Origin of the sequence: Pedobacter jeongneungensis (genome assembly GCF_000633455.1) — a bacterium.
GTDB lineage: Bacteria > Bacteroidota > Bacteroidia > Sphingobacteriales > Sphingobacteriaceae > Pedobacter > Pedobacter jeongneungensis_A.
Map to the genome: position 1 here is coordinate 71,951 of NZ_AYMG01000020.1, position 15,439 is coordinate 87,389.

The 15,439-nt window shown below is 42.8% G+C and carries 22 protein-coding genes; 5 read left to right on the forward strand and 17 right to left on the reverse strand.

Features of this window, described 5'->3' with window-relative positions; translation table 11 throughout:
• Positions 1-340 precede the first annotated feature (340 nt).
• Positions 341-775: a helix-turn-helix domain-containing protein gene (locus tag U859_RS0118845; protein WP_025144877.1), complete on the forward strand. Its 435-nt coding sequence runs from the start codon at positions 341-343 to the stop codon at positions 773-775.
• A 64-nt stretch (positions 776-839) separates the two neighbouring features.
• Here the strand turns inward: U859_RS0118845 and mobC are convergent, their stop codons facing one another.
• The 4 genes from mobC to U859_RS0118865 all read right to left on the reverse strand — a co-directional run bounded on the left by mobC (position 840) and on the right by U859_RS0118865 (position 5,602).
• On the reverse strand, positions 840-2,831 hold the full coding sequence (gene mobC / locus U859_RS0118850) for a conjugal transfer protein MobC (RefSeq protein ID WP_025144878.1): 1,992 nt from the start codon (positions 2,829-2,831) through the stop codon (positions 840-842).
• A 5-nt stretch (positions 2,832-2,836) separates the two neighbouring features.
• Positions 2,837-4,150, reverse strand: a complete 1,314-nt coding sequence (locus U859_RS0118855) for a relaxase/mobilization nuclease domain-containing protein (protein WP_025144879.1) — start codon at positions 4,148-4,150, stop codon at positions 2,837-2,839.
• Positions 4,138-4,527, reverse strand: a complete 390-nt coding sequence (locus U859_RS0118860) for a plasmid mobilization protein (RefSeq protein WP_025144880.1) — start codon at positions 4,525-4,527, stop codon at positions 4,138-4,140. Before U859_RS0118860 ends, U859_RS0118855 begins: the two co-directional genes overlap by 13 nt.
• A 187-nt stretch (positions 4,528-4,714) precedes the next feature.
• Positions 4,715-5,602, reverse strand: a complete 888-nt coding sequence (locus U859_RS0118865) for a toprim domain-containing protein (protein WP_084153114.1) — start codon at positions 5,600-5,602, stop codon at positions 4,715-4,717.
• A gap of 175 nt (positions 5,603-5,777) precedes the next feature.
• On the opposite strand from U859_RS0118865, the gene U859_RS0118870 reads away from it, so the two are divergent.
• Entirely contained in the window at positions 5,778-6,056 is a 279-nt protein-coding gene (locus U859_RS0118870; RefSeq protein WP_025144882.1) for a hypothetical protein, read from the forward strand.
• 150 nt (positions 6,057-6,206) lie between these two features.
• Positions 6,207-6,992 (forward strand): hypothetical protein, encoded by a 786-nt coding sequence (locus U859_RS0118875; protein WP_025144883.1) that lies wholly within the window; start codon positions 6,207-6,209, stop codon positions 6,990-6,992.
• Between the two features lie 139 nt (positions 6,993-7,131).
• Here the strand turns inward: U859_RS0118875 and U859_RS0118880 are convergent, their stop codons facing one another.
• From U859_RS0118880 to U859_RS0118945, 13 genes are all read right to left on the reverse strand, one after another.
• Entirely contained in the window at positions 7,132-7,932 is an 801-nt protein-coding gene (locus tag U859_RS0118880; RefSeq protein ID WP_025144884.1) for a PRTRC system ThiF family protein, read from the reverse strand.
• Positions 7,929-8,645, reverse strand: coding sequence for a hypothetical protein (locus U859_RS0118885; protein ID WP_025144885.1), 717 nt, complete (start codon positions 8,643-8,645; stop codon positions 7,929-7,931). Before U859_RS0118885 ends, U859_RS0118880 begins: the two co-directional genes overlap by 4 nt.
• Positions 8,632-9,654, reverse strand: a complete 1,023-nt coding sequence (locus tag U859_RS0118890; RefSeq protein ID WP_162799992.1) for a hypothetical protein — start codon at positions 9,652-9,654, stop codon at positions 8,632-8,634. The genes U859_RS0118885 and U859_RS0118890 overlap by 14 nt, the downstream gene beginning before the upstream one ends.
• 142 nt (positions 9,655-9,796) lie before the next feature.
• A complete protein-coding gene (locus tag U859_RS0118895; protein ID WP_025144887.1) occupies positions 9,797-10,015 on the reverse strand; it encodes a PRTRC system protein C in 219 nt (72 codons plus the stop codon).
• 18 nt (positions 10,016-10,033) lie between these two features.
• Complete coding sequence (locus U859_RS0118900) at positions 10,034-10,549, reverse strand: hypothetical protein (protein ID WP_025144888.1); 516 nt, start codon at positions 10,547-10,549, stop codon at positions 10,034-10,036.
• Between the two features lie 21 nt (positions 10,550-10,570).
• A complete protein-coding gene (locus U859_RS0118905; RefSeq protein WP_025144889.1) occupies positions 10,571-11,026 on the reverse strand; it encodes a hypothetical protein in 456 nt (151 codons plus the stop codon).
• A 32-nt stretch (positions 11,027-11,058) separates the two neighbouring features.
• Positions 11,059-11,307 carry a hypothetical protein gene (locus U859_RS0118910; RefSeq protein ID WP_029985955.1) on the reverse strand — a complete coding sequence of 83 codons (249 nt, stop codon included), beginning with the start codon at positions 11,305-11,307 and terminating at the stop codon, positions 11,059-11,061.
• Between the two features lies 1 nt (position 11,308).
• On the reverse strand, positions 11,309-11,497 hold the full coding sequence (locus U859_RS0118915) for a hypothetical protein (protein ID WP_025144890.1): 189 nt from the start codon (positions 11,495-11,497) through the stop codon (positions 11,309-11,311).
• A 25-nt stretch (positions 11,498-11,522) separates the two neighbouring features.
• Positions 11,523-11,831 (reverse strand): hypothetical protein, encoded by a 309-nt coding sequence (locus U859_RS0118920; RefSeq protein WP_025144891.1) that lies wholly within the window; start codon positions 11,829-11,831, stop codon positions 11,523-11,525.
• 32 nt (positions 11,832-11,863) lie between these two features.
• Positions 11,864-12,349 (reverse strand): hypothetical protein, encoded by a 486-nt coding sequence (locus tag U859_RS0118925; RefSeq protein ID WP_162799993.1) that lies wholly within the window; start codon positions 12,347-12,349, stop codon positions 11,864-11,866.
• A 19-nt stretch (positions 12,350-12,368) separates the two neighbouring features.
• Positions 12,369-12,809: a hypothetical protein gene (locus U859_RS0118930; protein WP_025144893.1), complete on the reverse strand. Its 441-nt coding sequence runs from the start codon at positions 12,807-12,809 to the stop codon at positions 12,369-12,371.
• Between the two features lie 370 nt (positions 12,810-13,179).
• Complete coding sequence (locus tag U859_RS0118940) at positions 13,180-14,250, reverse strand: DUF932 domain-containing protein (protein WP_025144895.1); 1,071 nt, start codon at positions 14,248-14,250, stop codon at positions 13,180-13,182.
• A gap of 48 nt (positions 14,251-14,298) precedes the next feature.
• On the reverse strand, positions 14,299-14,694 hold the full coding sequence (locus U859_RS0118945) for a single-stranded DNA-binding protein (RefSeq protein ID WP_025144896.1): 396 nt from the start codon (positions 14,692-14,694) through the stop codon (positions 14,299-14,301).
• Here U859_RS0118945 and U859_RS32050 point away from each other — a divergent pair.
• On the forward strand, positions 14,684-15,097 hold the full coding sequence (locus U859_RS32050) for a hypothetical protein (RefSeq protein WP_025144897.1): 414 nt from the start codon (positions 14,684-14,686) through the stop codon (positions 15,095-15,097). The two genes, U859_RS0118945 and U859_RS32050, sit on opposite strands and share 11 nt — an antisense overlap.
• 38 nt (positions 15,098-15,135) lie before the next feature.
• Positions 15,136-15,261 carry a hypothetical protein gene (locus U859_RS32505; RefSeq protein ID WP_262496801.1) on the forward strand — a complete coding sequence of 42 codons (126 nt, stop codon included), beginning with the start codon at positions 15,136-15,138 and terminating at the stop codon, positions 15,259-15,261.
• Positions 15,262-15,439 lie beyond the last annotated feature (178 nt).

Here is a 15,439-nt window from a genome sequence, read left to right on the forward strand (position 1 = left end):
TGAAGGTTAAGAAATCCCCCCTCAAATGAGAGGGAGGAATTTCCGCACTTAACCAAACACAAGCCCCTATACACCATAATTCAGCCATGAATTGAGTGTAAAAATGGGATCGTAATACGAGATAAACTACAGGTAAAAACCTTACAATAACCCAGGTTGCATCTTGTTATATTTGCATAACACCATGTTCTTTAGCTTAATAAGGTTTCAGAATTGTAAATCATTGCTTTGGCTTATATTTGCAAAATAACCGTAACATCCTGCGCTAAAATCTGAAACAAAACGTAACCGATTGAGCCCGATTTTGAGCGATAATTACAAAAACCTTAACATATTATTTATGGAAGGAATCATTAATAAGGCAACACACCTTGGCTATAAAGTTGAAAGAATAAGGCGAATGAAATCCATTAGCCAGGAAACTTTAGCCAGCTCATTAGGGATGACAAGACAAAACTTATCGAGATTAGAGCACGCCGAGGTTATAGACGATGATAAGCTGGAGCAGATTGCCCAGCAACTGGGGGTTAGCAAGGAGGATATAAAGAACTTCAATGAGGATGCTATGTTTAATAACTTTGTACATAACAATGAAACGGTTTCTGTCTTTAATCATATTTCCAACTATCAATTATATCCAAGTGAAAAAATAAACGAGTTGGTGGACACACTGATAAAAAGCATGCAGGAAAAGACCGAATTATACGAAGCCCTCCTAAAAAGCGAAAGGGAAAAGAATGAAATTTTAAAGAAACAGTTGATGGAAAAGGGTTAATTCTGAAAGCACTCTAAATAACTATCCGTAAAATAATGGCCTCCAATTGGAGGCCATTATTCATTTAATTCTTTTTGATAACCAGGTGCTTTAAAGAAGGATCATTGAGCATCCGCCTAATCTCATTATTGGCAATTTCCTGTACATCATTTTTCACCTGATGGTAATTGCGCAGGACCATTTCCTGGTTCACCTGCCGGATAACCGGAATGGGCTGATAAGCATCTTCTTCCTTTTTAATAGCGTCAAAATTTGCGATCACTTCACAGTCAAATGCCTTAAGCTCTATCTTTTGATGTGGCAGATCGGAGAGGATTCCGGCAAACTGGCCAGAAGAAAGTTTGGCAATTTTGGAAGGAGGAACTGCCGCTTCCAGTTGCTTACTCTTGCTTATGGAGGTACCGCTATCACTTATAGAAAGGCTTTCACGCTCCTGCATGATCTTACCGATCTGTTCGGAGAGCTGTCTGGCGCTATCACCGGTTTCCTGCCCGGCGAAGATATTGCCCGCAATGGACATGATGACATCCGCCTGCTCTTTACCATATTCTTTACGCAGCTGATTGATCGACTGAACCCCCATCAGGCAGCAGATCCGGTTACTCCTCCCGGTTGAAATCGTGGGCACCAGGTCAACGAAAATGGTCGGGTATTCATCAAAGATCAACATGCTTTTCAGCTTATCCTTCTTGTTGATCACCTTTAATAGGCGATTTGCAAACAGAGCAAGCACAGCTCCATATATCTGTTGTTTTTGGGGGTTGTTGCCGATGCAAAGCACCTTTGGGTTTTCGGGATCATTAATCTCCAGGTTGAAATCACTCCCAGTCAGTACGTAATAAAGCTGGGGGGAAGCCAGCCTTGCCAGCGCGATTTTGGCGGAGGCTATCTGACCTTCGAGCTGCTCCATCACGTCATTGAGATAAGCATTTACAAAGGGATTGATCAGAACCTCGATCTCTTTTTCCAACCTCAAAATGGTGAAGAGTTTATCGTAATCCAGCTGGATCAGCTCGATCACATGGGGAAGCGTGCAATAAGCACCATCCTGATACTTTCTCAAAAACCAGATGATCGCAGTAACAAAATTCAGGGCACTTTCGACAAAAAAATCCCCTTGTTTGGTCTGCCAGATTTTGTTAAGCCCAAGAAGAATCGTACGTGAGGATTCCGACGCATCGGTAATGTCTGCCATACTATTCGGCTCCAATGGGTTGCCACGATGGGAACGTGAAGGGTCTTCAAAATTGATGAACAGGCACTCCGGCTTCCCACTATACTTATGCTTGTTCTTTAAAAAATGATTGTAGGCGATAATGGAGAGGTCGGGGAATTTAAAATCGTAAACCAGCATGGTAAACGGATCTTTTTCCTTTCCCAGCGCCTGCGCTATAAACTGCCGGATCAAAAACGCGGTCTTACCGGCACCTGCAGATCCGGAGATTAAAACGCTACGATACACCGCAATACAATTTAGCCAGCCCTTGCGCCACTTGTTTTTTAAGCGGTACTTCATCGGGATGTTAACCGAGTTCTCATTGACCAGAAGCCGCTCTTCCTGGGGAAAGGTTTCATTCTCCAGGTTGAAAATGTCCTTATTATTAAAGCTGCTTTTTAATATCCTGGAGCATAATGTTCCGCCAGATAAAGTGAGCAAGTAGCCAACTGAAAGTATGCCCATGTAGGTCATTGCCTGCACTGAATAGTCCATCTTCGGCAACAAGGATAGGTAGGAGAAAATGTAAATAGCCAGACCTGAAAGGAGGTATGCAAATGCAGTTTTATAACCAAGTTTCTCGTCCTTTTTTCCCTTAGCACCCAATAGGGAAATAGCCAAGAATCCCAGGGCGATGAGTTTGGACTTATGGAAGCAGGTGAGCAATCCCGTGTTTCGGATGTTGCCTAATATGCGGTCTGTAAAAATGGTTGTGAGCTGCCACTCCTTAAAGGCAGCATATAAAAAATAGTAACAATGAATAAATAGAATGATGATGCTTATAAGCCTTGTCATGTCGAGAATCTTCCTGAGCGCCTGTTCGTTTTCACCTGTCTGCATGATGTTTATAGATTTGAATTGTTTATGGATTTTCGTTTTTTTCTTCTTTTTTTCTTTCCGCTGAGTTCATATGGAGTGGAGCCGGAATTGGCGTCGTGCTGGGCCAGTTCTTCCAGCAATTGTCCGGCGATGGAATTGTCCGGGGCATAGTCTGGCCCGGAAAACTGAGGAGGTAAGGAGGAATGATTAGCAGCGGTACTGCCTTTTTCAGGCGCATGCTGCCGGGGATTTTGGAGGATAATTCTTTCCTGACCGGTACTTACACCTGCCGGTTCGAACCGGTCAAGTATACCTTTTGTGCCATAGGCTTTGCCCAGGTCACTTCCCTTAAATACACTTTTGGAATTGTGGTCGACATAGGTAAGGCCAAAGACCGTACCGTCTTTTGTCTTCCTGATAATGGTATCTATACCGCCCTGTTCAAGAACCTGTATCAACCTATTGAGGCTGGTGGTTTTAGGCGATAACAAGGCAAGGTCTATTGCGGTCCTTAAGGCTTTTTTACCGGATTGCTTAGCTTTATCGTTAGCGATAAATATTGGAGCGAGGTTCTTTAGCGTAGGCTTATTATAGAAATCGCTGGCCTTTATCGGTACCCCAAGCAGACTACCATCCTTATCAAGAATACGGTAGGTGAGGCCGCCATTTTTATATACATGGGATTCCGTTGAGCCCTGATCGGCTATGACATTATAGAGTTTAAGCACTGCATTCAGTTCGGGAAGCGAGCTGAATTTATAAGCTTTGAGTACAGAGGTGAGTATGCTGGAGATAGCCCTTTTCGTTTCCGATTTGCCATATTCCGCCCTTATATTTACCGGCTCTATATCATTGGCTTTCCGTTTGGGACTGTCCTCAGCCTTAACCAAATTGAAATCAATTTCGATTTCTTTCCGGGCACGTTCTGAATAGATCTTGCCCAAATTGTGCAGGCTGATCGGAGAGCCGTCATTGCGGATATTGGTGGTGACAATATGGAGGTGTGGATGCCCGGCATCCCTATGCTCATAAAGAAGATAAGGTTGTCCGGCAAAGCCAAGCTTATCCAGATAAGCTGCCGTAATCTCCTTTAATCTATCCTGGGAATGGTGCTCAGAAGGATCAAAATTCAGCGAAATATGAACGCAGTTTACCTTTACACTTTCGCGTTTGGAGGCCTGTTGCTTTAGCCTGCCCAGCTTCTGATTAAAAGATAATTTATCGGCCTCTTTTAAGTAGTAAGCTGCTTCAAAACATGTGGCAGCACCTTCTTTTACCTTGTTCTCATTGTAGTTCAGCACCTGCCTGAAGGAACTGCCCAGGTGGATTACCGAAACCATTCGTCATTAATTTTATCCAGGTGACGGGTAATGGCATCCACACTTTTCTGGAAGGTTCTTTTGCCCAGTTCCCAGGATATCAACCACTGCTCCAGCTCACCGCCCTGGTTCAGGCTATGCAGTTTTTTCACTGCCTGGTTCAGGTTATTACCGGCAGCTTTAAGTTCCATTTTGAGCTGGGCCAGGACGGTTACAAAGTCATCCAGGGATTCGTTTCTGATCTTGCCGATATGGGGTTTGCCCAGGATGATTTTGCGGACATAATCACTTAATTTTCGGCTGGTGGTCTTTGAAAAAGTTTTTAAAATGGCATGGTGCTCCGCTGTTGTCAGGCGCACCTGCAGCAGCTTAATGCGGTTGTTTTTTTGATCTTCCATCACGTTATCGTTTTCACTTCAAAAAAGTATTGCTATCGAATAGAGCCTGCCCACGACTCCGGAGAAAAAGGGCAGCCAGAGCCGGTTGTATTACAACCGTACATCTGGCCGATGACGGGGCTCACAGGTCATCGGTCCTTCTTTTTTATTTAGAAGGCTATTTTGTGATCCCGGGGAATTGATATGATCATGGTGGCTTTTCAGGCATATCTTTCAATCCGTCTGGAAACCGATGACCCTTGCATAAGAAATCATTCAGGTCTTCAAAGCCGGTATATAGAAAGGAGCGGTCCTGGAATTTTGAATTTCGTTCAATTGCTGAGCTGGTGCAGTTCTTGCCTGCAGGATTATTATCGAGGTAAAGATGGACTTCATCATAATGGAGTATCTCTTCCGTAGCACCCTCGAAAAAGGCGAGGCTGTTAAGCACCAGGAAATCGTTATTACTGACTGTGGTTGGTTGAAGGGACAGAAAGGACAGGAAGTCGAAAAATCCTTCAAAAACGCTTAGCCGGACGTTGCCAGTTTTAAACCAGGTTACTGTCTTTGGGGAATTGCTGCCTTTGAAGAATTTATTGCGTAGCTCGTAACCGCCAAGTTTATTGACAAAGCCAATTGCAAAATATTTTTTATTACCAATATCAAAGTCGACTTCATTGCAATATTGGAAGGCTAAACTATGAGCTATTTTCCGAGAGGATATATAGTGGAGGAGCGCAGGGTGTGAAAGCGGCTTTGTGTTGCTTATTTTTATCCTGGTATCCGGGATTGTCGCAATCGCTAAATCTGGACCAGGGAATGAAGTAGATCCATTAGATAAGCCCGATAAAAAATCGCTGACGGAACACCGGAAGTAAAGGGTGCCGAAATCAATCAGGTTACCACCCTGCCCCAGTCCGAAATCATACCATCGGTTAAGCTTCCGGTCAATTTTAAAAGAGGCCGTTTTCTCAATTCTAAGTGGAGATAGGTACCAGTAACTGTTTCCTCTTATTTTTTGTGGCAGAATACCCAATGATTCCAGGTAAATCACGATATCCCTATCTCTGGCTGCCTCACAGGATACCTTATGCATTTTTTTGTCCATCATCCTCAAAATCCTTTCAACTAAAATCAATGCGTGTAGGACAAAAATATCAGGCTGGTGGCGTATTACAGCGACATGCTAAAATTCTACGGAGGTAAAAACAGGATGATGCATTTACATTTGTGCCGTGATCAATAGTGATTAGGATTTAAAAAAAAGCAAGATGAACACAAACGAGATTTCAAGGGTTTATGATACCCTGTTGAGCGTACCGAGTATGGACGAGATGATTAAGCTGGATAAGCGGATCAGCAGAAAAATAGTGCTACTCCTGAGCCATGTGATTGAAGGAGGATTGAAGTCGAAAGATGGCAGCATCTCCCAGCTGCTCTCCGTGCTGCCCAAAGAGGCTGTTTCTGAAATCCAGGATTTTGCGGAAGATTGTCTTAGCAAAGCCGGGCTAAAGGAAGTCAAGCTCAAACTGGAGCAGCTTTCCGCTTAGCTAAGATCCACAGGAAAAGTAATGGGCATAGGGTTTACACCTCGTGCCCATTTTGCGTTTTGGTGGGGTAAAAAACTACAAGGTTGAAAAGGGTTGTAAAATGAGCTTAGGAGTTATCTGCTCTTTTGAAAAAATAAAATTCAAAAGCGTATGAAAACAAAATTAAAAATGAGCGGATTGATCATCGTGTTCGCAGTCCTTATTGGCTGTACAAAAGAAAAAAACCAGGGTCGGCAAAATGATCCTTTAGTTACTGATGTGAAACCCGATCTTATAAACACTTATAGTGGGCCTGCGGCAAATAACCGGAACCCATATGACAGCATCGGCATTGAGCACAATAAACTCCTTGATTCTTTACGGAATTATGTAGCCGTCAATAACGATACCACCCATGCAGGCGCGGTAAAGTACCTGCAACAATATTTCCTGAAGCATAAAGGGATCAGGGTTTACCCGGTAATGGAGAAAGAAACCGGGATAGCAATTATCCAGGACTACCATAAATTCATGCAGCAGCCGGGTTTTTCAGTGGAAGCGCAAAAGTATATCCTGGAAATGATGACCGTACTCGATGGCATAAGAGATATGGAACATTTTGAAGCCTACCGGGATAAACTGATCAGTATAGAAAATTCGGTATTGATTTCCCGGTTGGATATTAAAGAAGCCAAATACATCCTGGCTACCGCTTCTGTCCTTCGTCATTCGGGATATTACTGGATGAAGGTTTTTTCTTCCGGTATGAAACCCAAAAGGGGAATATTGGGGATCTTGAGGAAAATAGCAGGCGTGATAACGGCTATTGCTGCAGATGCAACGGTAGTGGGATGGCATTTGGTCAAAAACTCGCCTTACGATGTACTGATAGAGGAAACGGTTACCTGGAGTGAGGTATGCGGTTATTACACCGGGTGGTACCCTGATGGATTGTGATAAATATAATACCATCAACAAACGCGCAGCCGCCAACCCCGATTCCGAAAGGAATAATTAGCAGAGGGGTTGGCGGCTGCTCCTTCTCCGGCCGCACCTATGACCGAAATTATAGGAGCTGGACGAATTTTAAGCTCCGTTAGGTCACTTTCAAGGGTGCTGACGTGAAATCCTTTAGGTTGGTGAAAAAGCCCCTGTTTTCGGTCATTCCTGTACTGAAAATCTGCCAAAGCAATGATGCACCCAATATGGCAATATGGGGATTGATAAATAAATCCTGTTTTTGCAATGCCTCCGCTGTAGAGCAGCTTGGTTCATTTTGATCATCGGTTACTTCCAATAAATTTCTAAATTCATCTGTGATGAACGGTAAAACGGATACGGGCTTATATCGTTTTGTTGGTGGCTGTTTTATCTCAGGGATGGTTCCCAATACTACCTGCCCGGTACTTTGAGAATTTCCGGTGTCCAACCAATACAACGGTGCGTCCCGGTGGATAGCGGTTCTTTTTCGGAAGCAGGAAAGTATATCCGCAATTTCAAACCGGGCTTTTGCCGTATCCACGCAGGATATATACAGGTTGGCCTGTATTTCAGGACAGCCATGCATATTTTTTTCGAACCGTTCTGTTTTCGCTTTCCAGTTAAAGCCGAAAAAGCGGTTGATTTTATTGACCAGCGCAACGGATTTCGGAAGACCGATCTCGGATTCTGCAAAAAGCTGCCTGCCTATGTTGGGCTGCGTTACTACGTCATCATCCCAAAGGTTTACCTGTAGGCCTGGGTGGCCTATATGATTTAAAGAATAATTCATTTTTGCAAGGGCTGTCAGCATGTGGCTTCCGGTACCACCACCGCCGATCAGGTTAACCGTTACCGGGTTTGTCGGATTGATCAGGAAATTATGGGTAAAGTGTATTGGTGTTTTAACAGCTTTCATAACAGGTCTTTTATTTTTAGTGGAGTAGCAATCAGATTTTCTACCGGGAATGCCTTCCCGGTTTTATAAAGTGCCTGCCAAAGTTGGACGATATTGCCTTTCACCGGAACGTGGCCGTGCATGGTATGGCTAAAATAAGAGTTGTAAAAATAGGCCTGCCACCGCTCCATAAAATCTTCCAGGCAGCAGTCTTCTTCGATTCTGATTTCAACTGTTCCCATACATACCTTTCCGCTTTCATAAACATTAAAGAAAGGGGCATGATATAGCTTTTGGTTGGCGTCCGGTTTTATCTTGTTAGGGGACTTGACCGCATAAACAGAAAGGCCGGATTTGTTGGCCTTCCAGATCATAGCCGGGACAGCAACGCTGCCGCATGGGATACCCAGGGTTTCAATAAACCGTAGGCTAACCTTTTGAGGCGGCGTGTACCAAATGGCAAAGCCTTCTATTGCAGTAGAGGTATAGAGTAAATTTTCCGGCAAAAGGTTTCGGGACTGCAGGAATGTGTTGCTCAGTTCTGCGGTATTAGCAAGTGATTTTGCCAATGCAATACTTTCGGAAACAGAAAGGGGATGGGCATTTAAGGGTTTGCCGTTTTTTCCGATATCGAACGCTTCAATATAAAAATTGTCAGCGTTTACGGATTCGTAAACTAATAGCGCTTTCTTAGGCTCGTAGACCTGCTCAAAAGTCTGATTAATCTTTATCATCGTTAAGGTCGTATAAAAGGGTTACCAAATCATCCATTAAAAGGAATACCTGTTTTTCAAATTTTAAATTCTCGGGCTTGCGCCCTCCTGGCGTATCATAAATTATATATTCCAAAGGTGCTTCGGTACCGGAATAATTACCTGCGTTATCATTCATGTAATTAACAGTTTCCGCTCCAAGCCATCCGTCATTACTCCAAACAAAGGATATATACTGATCTGCTGACATGATTTCGTCGTATTCGTCGGGCAACTGTATGCGGTTGAACTGATCATAAATCTTCCGGGAGGGGTATTTTTTATAAAGGGCATGGAATTTCCTGGATAGAGAAAGTACCCTTTTGCCCAAAAGGTCTTTTGGCTTATAACAATCCTGCTGCTGTTGCCAATTTTCGTGATGCGATGGGTGACTTAAAATCCGGTGAAAACGTCTTTCGAAATGTTCAGCCGCGTAAAGCGCACTCCTTGCAGTTTGCACGTCTTTTTGCTCCAATTGCTCCTCATCGTTTTCTACCCATTCCCTGAACTGGTCGTAAATGCCGCTAATAAAATCCCCCTTCGTGTAAGAGGGGATTTTAATTTTGGAATAGAGGTAGGCGCAAAGCATAACCAATAACCTGCTTTCCGCTTTTCTTTTTTTGTTCCGCATAATTTTTAGCAGCATATCAAGAGGGATATAGTAAAGGGTGCAGCTACATCCAAACTCCTCAGCGGTAGCAAGGCAAAAAGGATGGCTGCCATTTTCTATAAGCATCAGTTTTTTGTAATAGGATTTTTCTGATATCATTGGTTTTGCCTGCTCAAATGCAGCCTTGATATTGAACGGATACGGGTCATCCGTAAGGGAAATTGGTTTTAGTTTGAAATCCGCTTCCAGGTGCCGGAGGCATTGTATAAAATAGGCTTCCTGCTGCTGCCATTTCCTGCCAATTTTCGGATCACATATAACAGGACAAAAAGTATTGTTTAAAAAAGCATTGGCAAATCTGCTATCGGAACGCTTCTGCATTTTTGCCCGGGTATCTCGGCGGCATTTTTGAGCCTGTTTAAATCTTTTGCGAACTGTCCGACCTTGCTGTATTGTTTCCATAAATCTTCATTGATGTTTTTTGATATAACCCTGAAGGGTTTTTTATTGTGATTTTTCATGGTTAGCCTTTTGTCCCTACGGTTGAGGTAAATTTATACTGCACTTCATCATCATGGATGACCGGGCCTTCGAGTTTGGCAGTAACCAGTTCAGGGTATGTTCTTGTGTAGAAATTCATCACCGCCTGTGGGCTTAGGCTTAGTTCGGGATCGGGAAGTTTAACTTCTTCGTTTTTGACTTTATATAAAAAAATCCGGGGGAGTACTTTTGCTACTATCATGACTTGAAAATTTGGAGATTAAATATTAAAGAGATCAGGGGCGAAATGAACAGATAGTTCTTCCCTGCGCTTACGCAGGAAATCAGCTTCTTTGGGATACTCCAAAGGATCGGGGACTTTCATCCATGCTTCCCTGTATTTTTCCTGTGCTTCCAGTTCCGCTACTTTTTGCATGGCAACATCATATTTACTGGTTGGTTCTGCCTTCTGTTTTGCAGTTCCGGAAGGCTTTTTATTCATCTGTGCCTGCTGGACTGCTGCCCCCTGCTGTTTAAGATAATGTTCCATGCTGTTATATAGCTGGATGGTTCCTGTAAAAGCTGTCCTTATATCTGCGAAGAAAGCATCATCCAATGCAGCTGCGGTATTGGAAAATGTTAGCGGAGGTATGGTTTTTCTTGCATTATCTCCGCAACTGTCGTCGTTGTACAGCACGGATACAATTATTTTTTCTGTCCCGATGGGCTTTACTACGATTACCCATTCTCCGTTACCTTGTATTTCTGCTATTTGTTTAAAGAAATTGGTTTCCATAAAAATTTGATTTTAGATTGTTTATGTTGTTTTCCATAGTTCGGACAGATCGTATCCTGCGTCTTCAAAAAGATGGTCGAGGTATTCCTTAACGATTACCGGGCTATAGTTATCCGATGCGGATAGATTGATAAATTTTGCTTCTGTATTTTCGATCCATTTGCTGACCGCAATTGCATCCCTAGCTTCGTCACTGTTTCCTTCCCCTGAAAGTTTGAAGGAAAATGAGCCGAATTGTAACCAAAAGAAATTCCGGTGTAGCTGTTGCACCGAAATCGGACGCTTCCAGTCGGGTAACTGTTTTAGGCCTTCGGTATTATGATTGATATAATCAGCTTGTTGCTCTAAATGTTCCCAGGTGTTAAATGTAGTTCCGATATTCCCCCCGTATTGAGAAGCAAGTTCCATATTGAGTAACTGGATAAAAATTTCTGTTTTATAGTTCTCCTTTAATTCTACAGTCATATATCGTCCCATAACTATGAGTTTTATGTTTTTAGAAATTGCTATCAGTGGTTGATCCAGTTTGCACCAATAATGATCAGCCCCAGGATCAGGAGTAATCTTCCCAATAGTTTTAACAGTCGCTCAAGCGAGGTAAGCAAAACCTCATGGGTATGGTTTCGGAAAATTTCAACGCCCATTTTATTACGGCGGTTAAAACTTCTGCTGTTCATCCAATGCCTGATAAGGCAACCTGTTAGGATCAGTATAAGGCCTATGAGCTTTGCGGTTGTGATGTGAAATAGTGCTTCCATTTTAATGTTCTTTAAGGGTTAATAATTTTTGTTTCATGTCCTGCCAGTACCTTTGTCTTTGCTGTTCAAATTCCTGTAGGGATTTAATTTCTTCTACCCTGGTATAGCTTAGGAATCTTTCTACCATTGCAAGGGCTGCTTCTATATCAGTGATCTCTATATCCTGTCCTGTTAAATCTGTTATACACATGGTATTTGGTTTTTGTATTTGATGATTATTTTTTTTTCGGCAGGTGCTTCACTTCTGCATTTAAATCTTCGGGAATCTGCGGTGGATAATCTGCAAGGCTGACCTTAATGGATTCTAAGGCTTCGTTGAAGGCAAAGCAAATCCGGTTTACGGAAACCTTATTTACGCTTACCAATTTTTTGCGCTTTTTTTTAAGGTCGAAGTACAGACACCATAATGCAGCTTCGTAATTTCTACCAATTGCTAACGCTATATAATTTTTGTAGATTCTTCCTTTTGCTGTTTCGATTACAACGAAAAAGGTGAAATCATAACAAATGCTCAGTTTTTCCATATCTAATTGAATTTGTAATGATTAATAATTGCTTACCGTAAATGCGCTAACTTTTGGAAGTTGGCAAATACCATGTCTATTTCTGCTTCTGTTTTACATTGGTTGAATTGTGCCATAAGCTTTTCAACGTCCTGGATCGGTATCAAGGGAGAGAGGGTAAATTCATGTACGGTTCCCTTTAGCCGCATCTCCAGACGATAAGGCTTGGTTATTCTTTGCCGGAGTTTCATCGCCTTGATAATCAGGGATTCGTCCTGTGTGTAACTATAACGGGCGATAAGCTGTTGTATCCTCCAGTACCTGCCGAACCTTACTAAAGGGCTTTTGCCCTTTTTCTTCGGCTTAGGTTTTGACCTTCGCCTAAGATCGTCGTGAAACTGTGCAAGGCTATATCCCTGATATTCTGCCTGCATCATAACAAATGCAAATAATGGCATCTGCTTAAACAGTCTACGCGCTTTGCGCATACGCCGGATTTTGAACAGCCTTTCTTCATTGAATTTTCCCTCCCTTCCCATAGCATGTTTTTTTAAATTATTATTTCCTGTAAGTTGACCAAGATGCATCCCTATAGTCCGGCAGTTGTTCAATAATAGCTTTTGACACGTCCCTTATCAGCCGATCTAAGAATAGAATATCTCGTAGGCTTTGGCTGTTTTGCCGTGGGATACAGTTATGGTTAATATTGTAGCGGATGCAATGAAGCCACTTCAAAAATTGGACTGCCGTAGGTGGCGGGGGCGTTATGCCAATAAGAAGCTCAACCCGGTCGGACAGTTGCTGGCTTTCGTTGTATTCATCTTCATAAGAATCCCAGTTTAATTTATGCCAGGATGCAACAAGGTCAATAATCCTTTCATTGGACATATCGCGGCAGCAGGGATAAAAATTTTCATTTACTTTCAGTGCTATACTGGCTTCAAACATTTTTCTCGCTACAGCAAGAAATATGGTTTCTTCTATGATTTGTATGGACATTTTTTTAGTGTTGTGCCTTCCTTGGGGTTGGCGGTTAAGGATTATGGTTTGGGTTTTTTGTTTGCGGAAAGACTTTTTCCATTACGGTCAAACCATTTCTGCAGGGTGGACTTATCCGGGTTATGTACCCCGAATTTGTACCCTCCGTATTTCGACAGGTCAATCATTTTAGTCTTAGACTGGCCGATGTAATCCACTTTGATTTTTCCCTTTTCGATTGCGCTGTATACACTAGGTGGGTATACGCTTTTCCTCTTTGCATATTCCAGGATCGTTACGTGGGATTTGAGCAGGTGATTTTTCATAATTGGTCGTATGGAAAGATTAAGAGAAAAGGGGAATGGCTACCGGGGTGGCCATCCCTGTTGATTTAATTGAATTGGAAAATATCGGCTCCGTCATTTGAAAAATCTGCACATAGATTAAATGCCTTTTGGCTGTACAGCTGAGCGGTGCCACCCATAAGGGTAGATTTTACTTTGGCTTCGTCGTCTTTGTAATTGCGGACGTTTTGGAAATACCCGGTGACCGCATTATAGGCGCCAAAGACAGTACCCTTTGTAGTTTCCATTTGTTGTGTCTCGCTGTTCATGGCATAAGCAAGGACATCATTGCAGGTGTTTTTATATAGGGTGGAAAGTTCATCATCCTTACCTTTGATCAGGTTCGTTAAGGTTTCTTTATTGGGTGCCATGGCCATAAGGATCAGCTTGCGCACCTCGTCATCTGTGATCCTGACCTTTGCCCATTGGTTAAAGATACCTTCCATCTGAACGGACAATTTATTAGATAACCCCATAACCTTGTGTGCTTCTTCAAGACGTTGTTTTGCATTTGCGGTATGCCGGATTTTAATCGTGTGGGAACTTTTACCGAGCGCAGCGTTAAGGGTATTCTGACAAACGATCCTTATGGGGGTAAAGGCTGCAGTAATGCTTCCGCTACCATCATGTGAGGTAGTAAGAAACAGATATTTTTCTATCATATCTTTTTTGCCCACCTGGATTATATCGGGCAGCTTTGCGGTAATGAATATGCGCTCACCCTGACCTAATACGCCTGCGGTTTCATATAGGATACCATCACCACCACCTACAATAGCATCAAAGAAGGCAAATGCATCGGCGTTCTGTACAATCTGGTAATCCTTGCCGACTACACCCAGTATGGCATCATTGTCCCTTCTTTTTGTAGCGTAGTAACCCGGAACTTTTACCTCTGTTTCTTGAATGGTCATACCACCATCATATATGGCAAGACCATCCGTTTTGATATAGAGCGGAGCCTTTACGACCTCGTAATCCAGCCCGGCATGTTTGATCGCTTCGGAACTGGTCGGATAATCCTTTACGATCTGTCCCAGCCCATGCCATGCCTGCTCTTTCACAGAAAAAAATGAATGTCTGCCTGTCTGTTCGTTGAAAAAAATGTTATGTGCCATGATTTTAAAATTGAAATTGATTTAAGATTTTTTTGATTTGGGTTTGGATTAAAAAGGGAGGTCCTCGGAGGTACTTGCGCCAACTGCCGCAACTGCTACATCCTGATTTACCGGGATTGTGTAAGGCTCCCGATCCTTTGCGTAGGCTTTGATTTCAAAATCATCTACATGGAAAATGAGCTGTGCTACTGGATTACCTGCCTGATTGATATATGCCCAAGTACCGATCCGGCCTGTAGCTTCTATCAAAGCTCCTTTTAGCAATTGCTCAACTGCTGAGGGATCGAGCCAATAGGAGCAGTTAAAGAATACCGGCTCTTCACGGTAAGCCTGGCCTTTGGGTTTGTAGCCCTGGTTATGGGCGATACTGAAATTGACCACTTGTTTTTCTGTTTTTGTGGTCTGCAGTTTTGCATCTGCTGTTAACCTGCCTTTGATTTGCATAACGGTTGATTTTAATGATGAAAAAATTGATTGTTTCTCGCTTTTTTCTTTTTCAGCCGCCTGCCCGAAAGAGCATTTTTCAAAAGAAAAAACGGAAAAAAAGAAAGCAATCACTTTCGTGGAGCCAAATGGAGAAAGCCAAAAAATATTTGACTTAATGGGGGGACCCTCTGGGGGGAAACCGTTCATTCAAAAATTTTTTGGCAGCCCTTGTGCGGGTGCTTGGCTACACGAGATTCGCTGCCTTTTTATCCGTTTCGAATGCGAAAAATGTATTTATGGTAGTTGGCTTCAATCTTGTTTTGAAGAGCCGTTATGCGGAAGGGATGTAGAATGGATGTATCACTACGATAATGATCAAAGAATAAATATGGTATGGGGTACCACTATCGGAAAGGAATGATTAATACGCGGGAAATATAGCGGTCATAAATCCTTGTAATGTCCGTTAGGGATGGAAGCGGAATCCCGCAGCATAGCGAGGAATTAGAGCGGAAAGCCCGGGCCGAAGGGAACGGCCAGGTAGAAAAAGGAAAACGGAATACAGCAATGCCGTACACCGTTTAATTAACGCTCTCAACGGCTAATATAAAAATTAAATTGGTAGGTTCATCCTGGGCGAGCTCATCAGGTTATCGGCTAGCGTGGAAGGGGGGGCTAAACAGATCGGAACGGACCATGATATTGAAATGAAGTCTTTTCAGGCAGAAGAGTATCTATTGAGATTAGCCGGTAGATGGTTTAA

What these genes read in the sequence shown, in the direction of transcription:
- U859_RS0118940 (WP_025144895.1), bottom strand. Translation starts at nt 14,250, where the DNA reads ATGGCACATAACATTTTTTTCAACGAACAGACAGGCAGACATTCATTT.
- U859_RS0118910 (WP_029985955.1), bottom strand. Translation starts at nt 11,307, where the DNA reads ATGGAAGCACTATTTCACATCACAACCGCAAAGCTCATAGGCCTTATA.
- U859_RS0118920 (WP_025144891.1), bottom strand. Translation starts at nt 11,831, where the DNA reads ATGGAAAAACTGAGCATTTGTTATGATTTCACCTTTTTCGTTGTAATC.
- U859_RS0118945 (WP_025144896.1), bottom strand. Translation starts at nt 14,694, where the DNA reads ATGCAAATCAAAGGCAGGTTAACAGCAGATGCAAAACTGCAGACCACA.
- mobC (WP_025144878.1), bottom strand. Translation starts at nt 2,831, where the DNA reads ATGCAGACAGGTGAAAACGAACAGGCGCTCAGGAAGATTCTCGACATG.
- U859_RS0118925 (WP_162799993.1), bottom strand. Translation starts at nt 12,349, where the DNA reads ATGGGAAGGGAGGGAAAATTCAATGAAGAAAGGCTGTTCAAAATCCGG.
- U859_RS0118845 (WP_025144877.1), top strand. Translation starts at nt 341, where the DNA reads ATGGAAGGAATCATTAATAAGGCAACACACCTTGGCTATAAAGTTGAA.
- U859_RS0118875 (WP_025144883.1), top strand. Translation starts at nt 6,207, where the DNA reads ATGAAAACAAAATTAAAAATGAGCGGATTGATCATCGTGTTCGCAGTC.
- U859_RS0118855 (WP_025144879.1), bottom strand. Translation starts at nt 4,150, where the DNA reads ATGGTTTCGGTAATCCACCTGGGCAGTTCCTTCAGGCAGGTGCTGAAC.
- U859_RS0118885 (WP_025144885.1), bottom strand. Translation starts at nt 8,645, where the DNA reads ATGATAAAGATTAATCAGACTTTTGAGCAGGTCTACGAGCCTAAGAAA.
- U859_RS0118915 (WP_025144890.1), bottom strand. Translation starts at nt 11,497, where the DNA reads ATGTGTATAACAGATTTAACAGGACAGGATATAGAGATCACTGATATA.
- U859_RS0118860 (WP_025144880.1), bottom strand. Translation starts at nt 4,527, where the DNA reads ATGGAAGATCAAAAAAACAACCGCATTAAGCTGCTGCAGGTGCGCCTG.
- U859_RS0118905 (WP_025144889.1), bottom strand. Translation starts at nt 11,026, where the DNA reads ATGGGACGATATATGACTGTAGAATTAAAGGAGAACTATAAAACAGAA.
- U859_RS0118880 (WP_025144884.1), bottom strand. Translation starts at nt 7,932, where the DNA reads ATGAAAGCTGTTAAAACACCAATACACTTTACCCATAATTTCCTGATC.
- U859_RS0118870 (WP_025144882.1), top strand. Translation starts at nt 5,778, where the DNA reads ATGAACACAAACGAGATTTCAAGGGTTTATGATACCCTGTTGAGCGTA.
- U859_RS0118890 (WP_162799992.1), bottom strand. Translation starts at nt 9,654, where the DNA reads ATGCAGAAGCGTTCCGATAGCAGATTTGCCAATGCTTTTTTAAACAAT.
- U859_RS0118900 (WP_025144888.1), bottom strand. Translation starts at nt 10,549, where the DNA reads ATGGAAACCAATTTCTTTAAACAAATAGCAGAAATACAAGGTAACGGA.
- U859_RS0118895 (WP_025144887.1), bottom strand. Translation starts at nt 10,015, where the DNA reads ATGATAGTAGCAAAAGTACTCCCCCGGATTTTTTTATATAAAGTCAAA.
- U859_RS0118865 (WP_084153114.1), bottom strand. Translation starts at nt 5,602, where the DNA reads ATGCATAAGGTATCCTGTGAGGCAGCCAGAGATAGGGATATCGTGATT.
- U859_RS32505 (WP_262496801.1), top strand. Translation starts at nt 15,136, where the DNA reads ATGTCCGTTAGGGATGGAAGCGGAATCCCGCAGCATAGCGAGGAATTA.
- U859_RS0118930 (WP_025144893.1), bottom strand. Translation starts at nt 12,809, where the DNA reads ATGTCCATACAAATCATAGAAGAAACCATATTTCTTGCTGTAGCGAGA.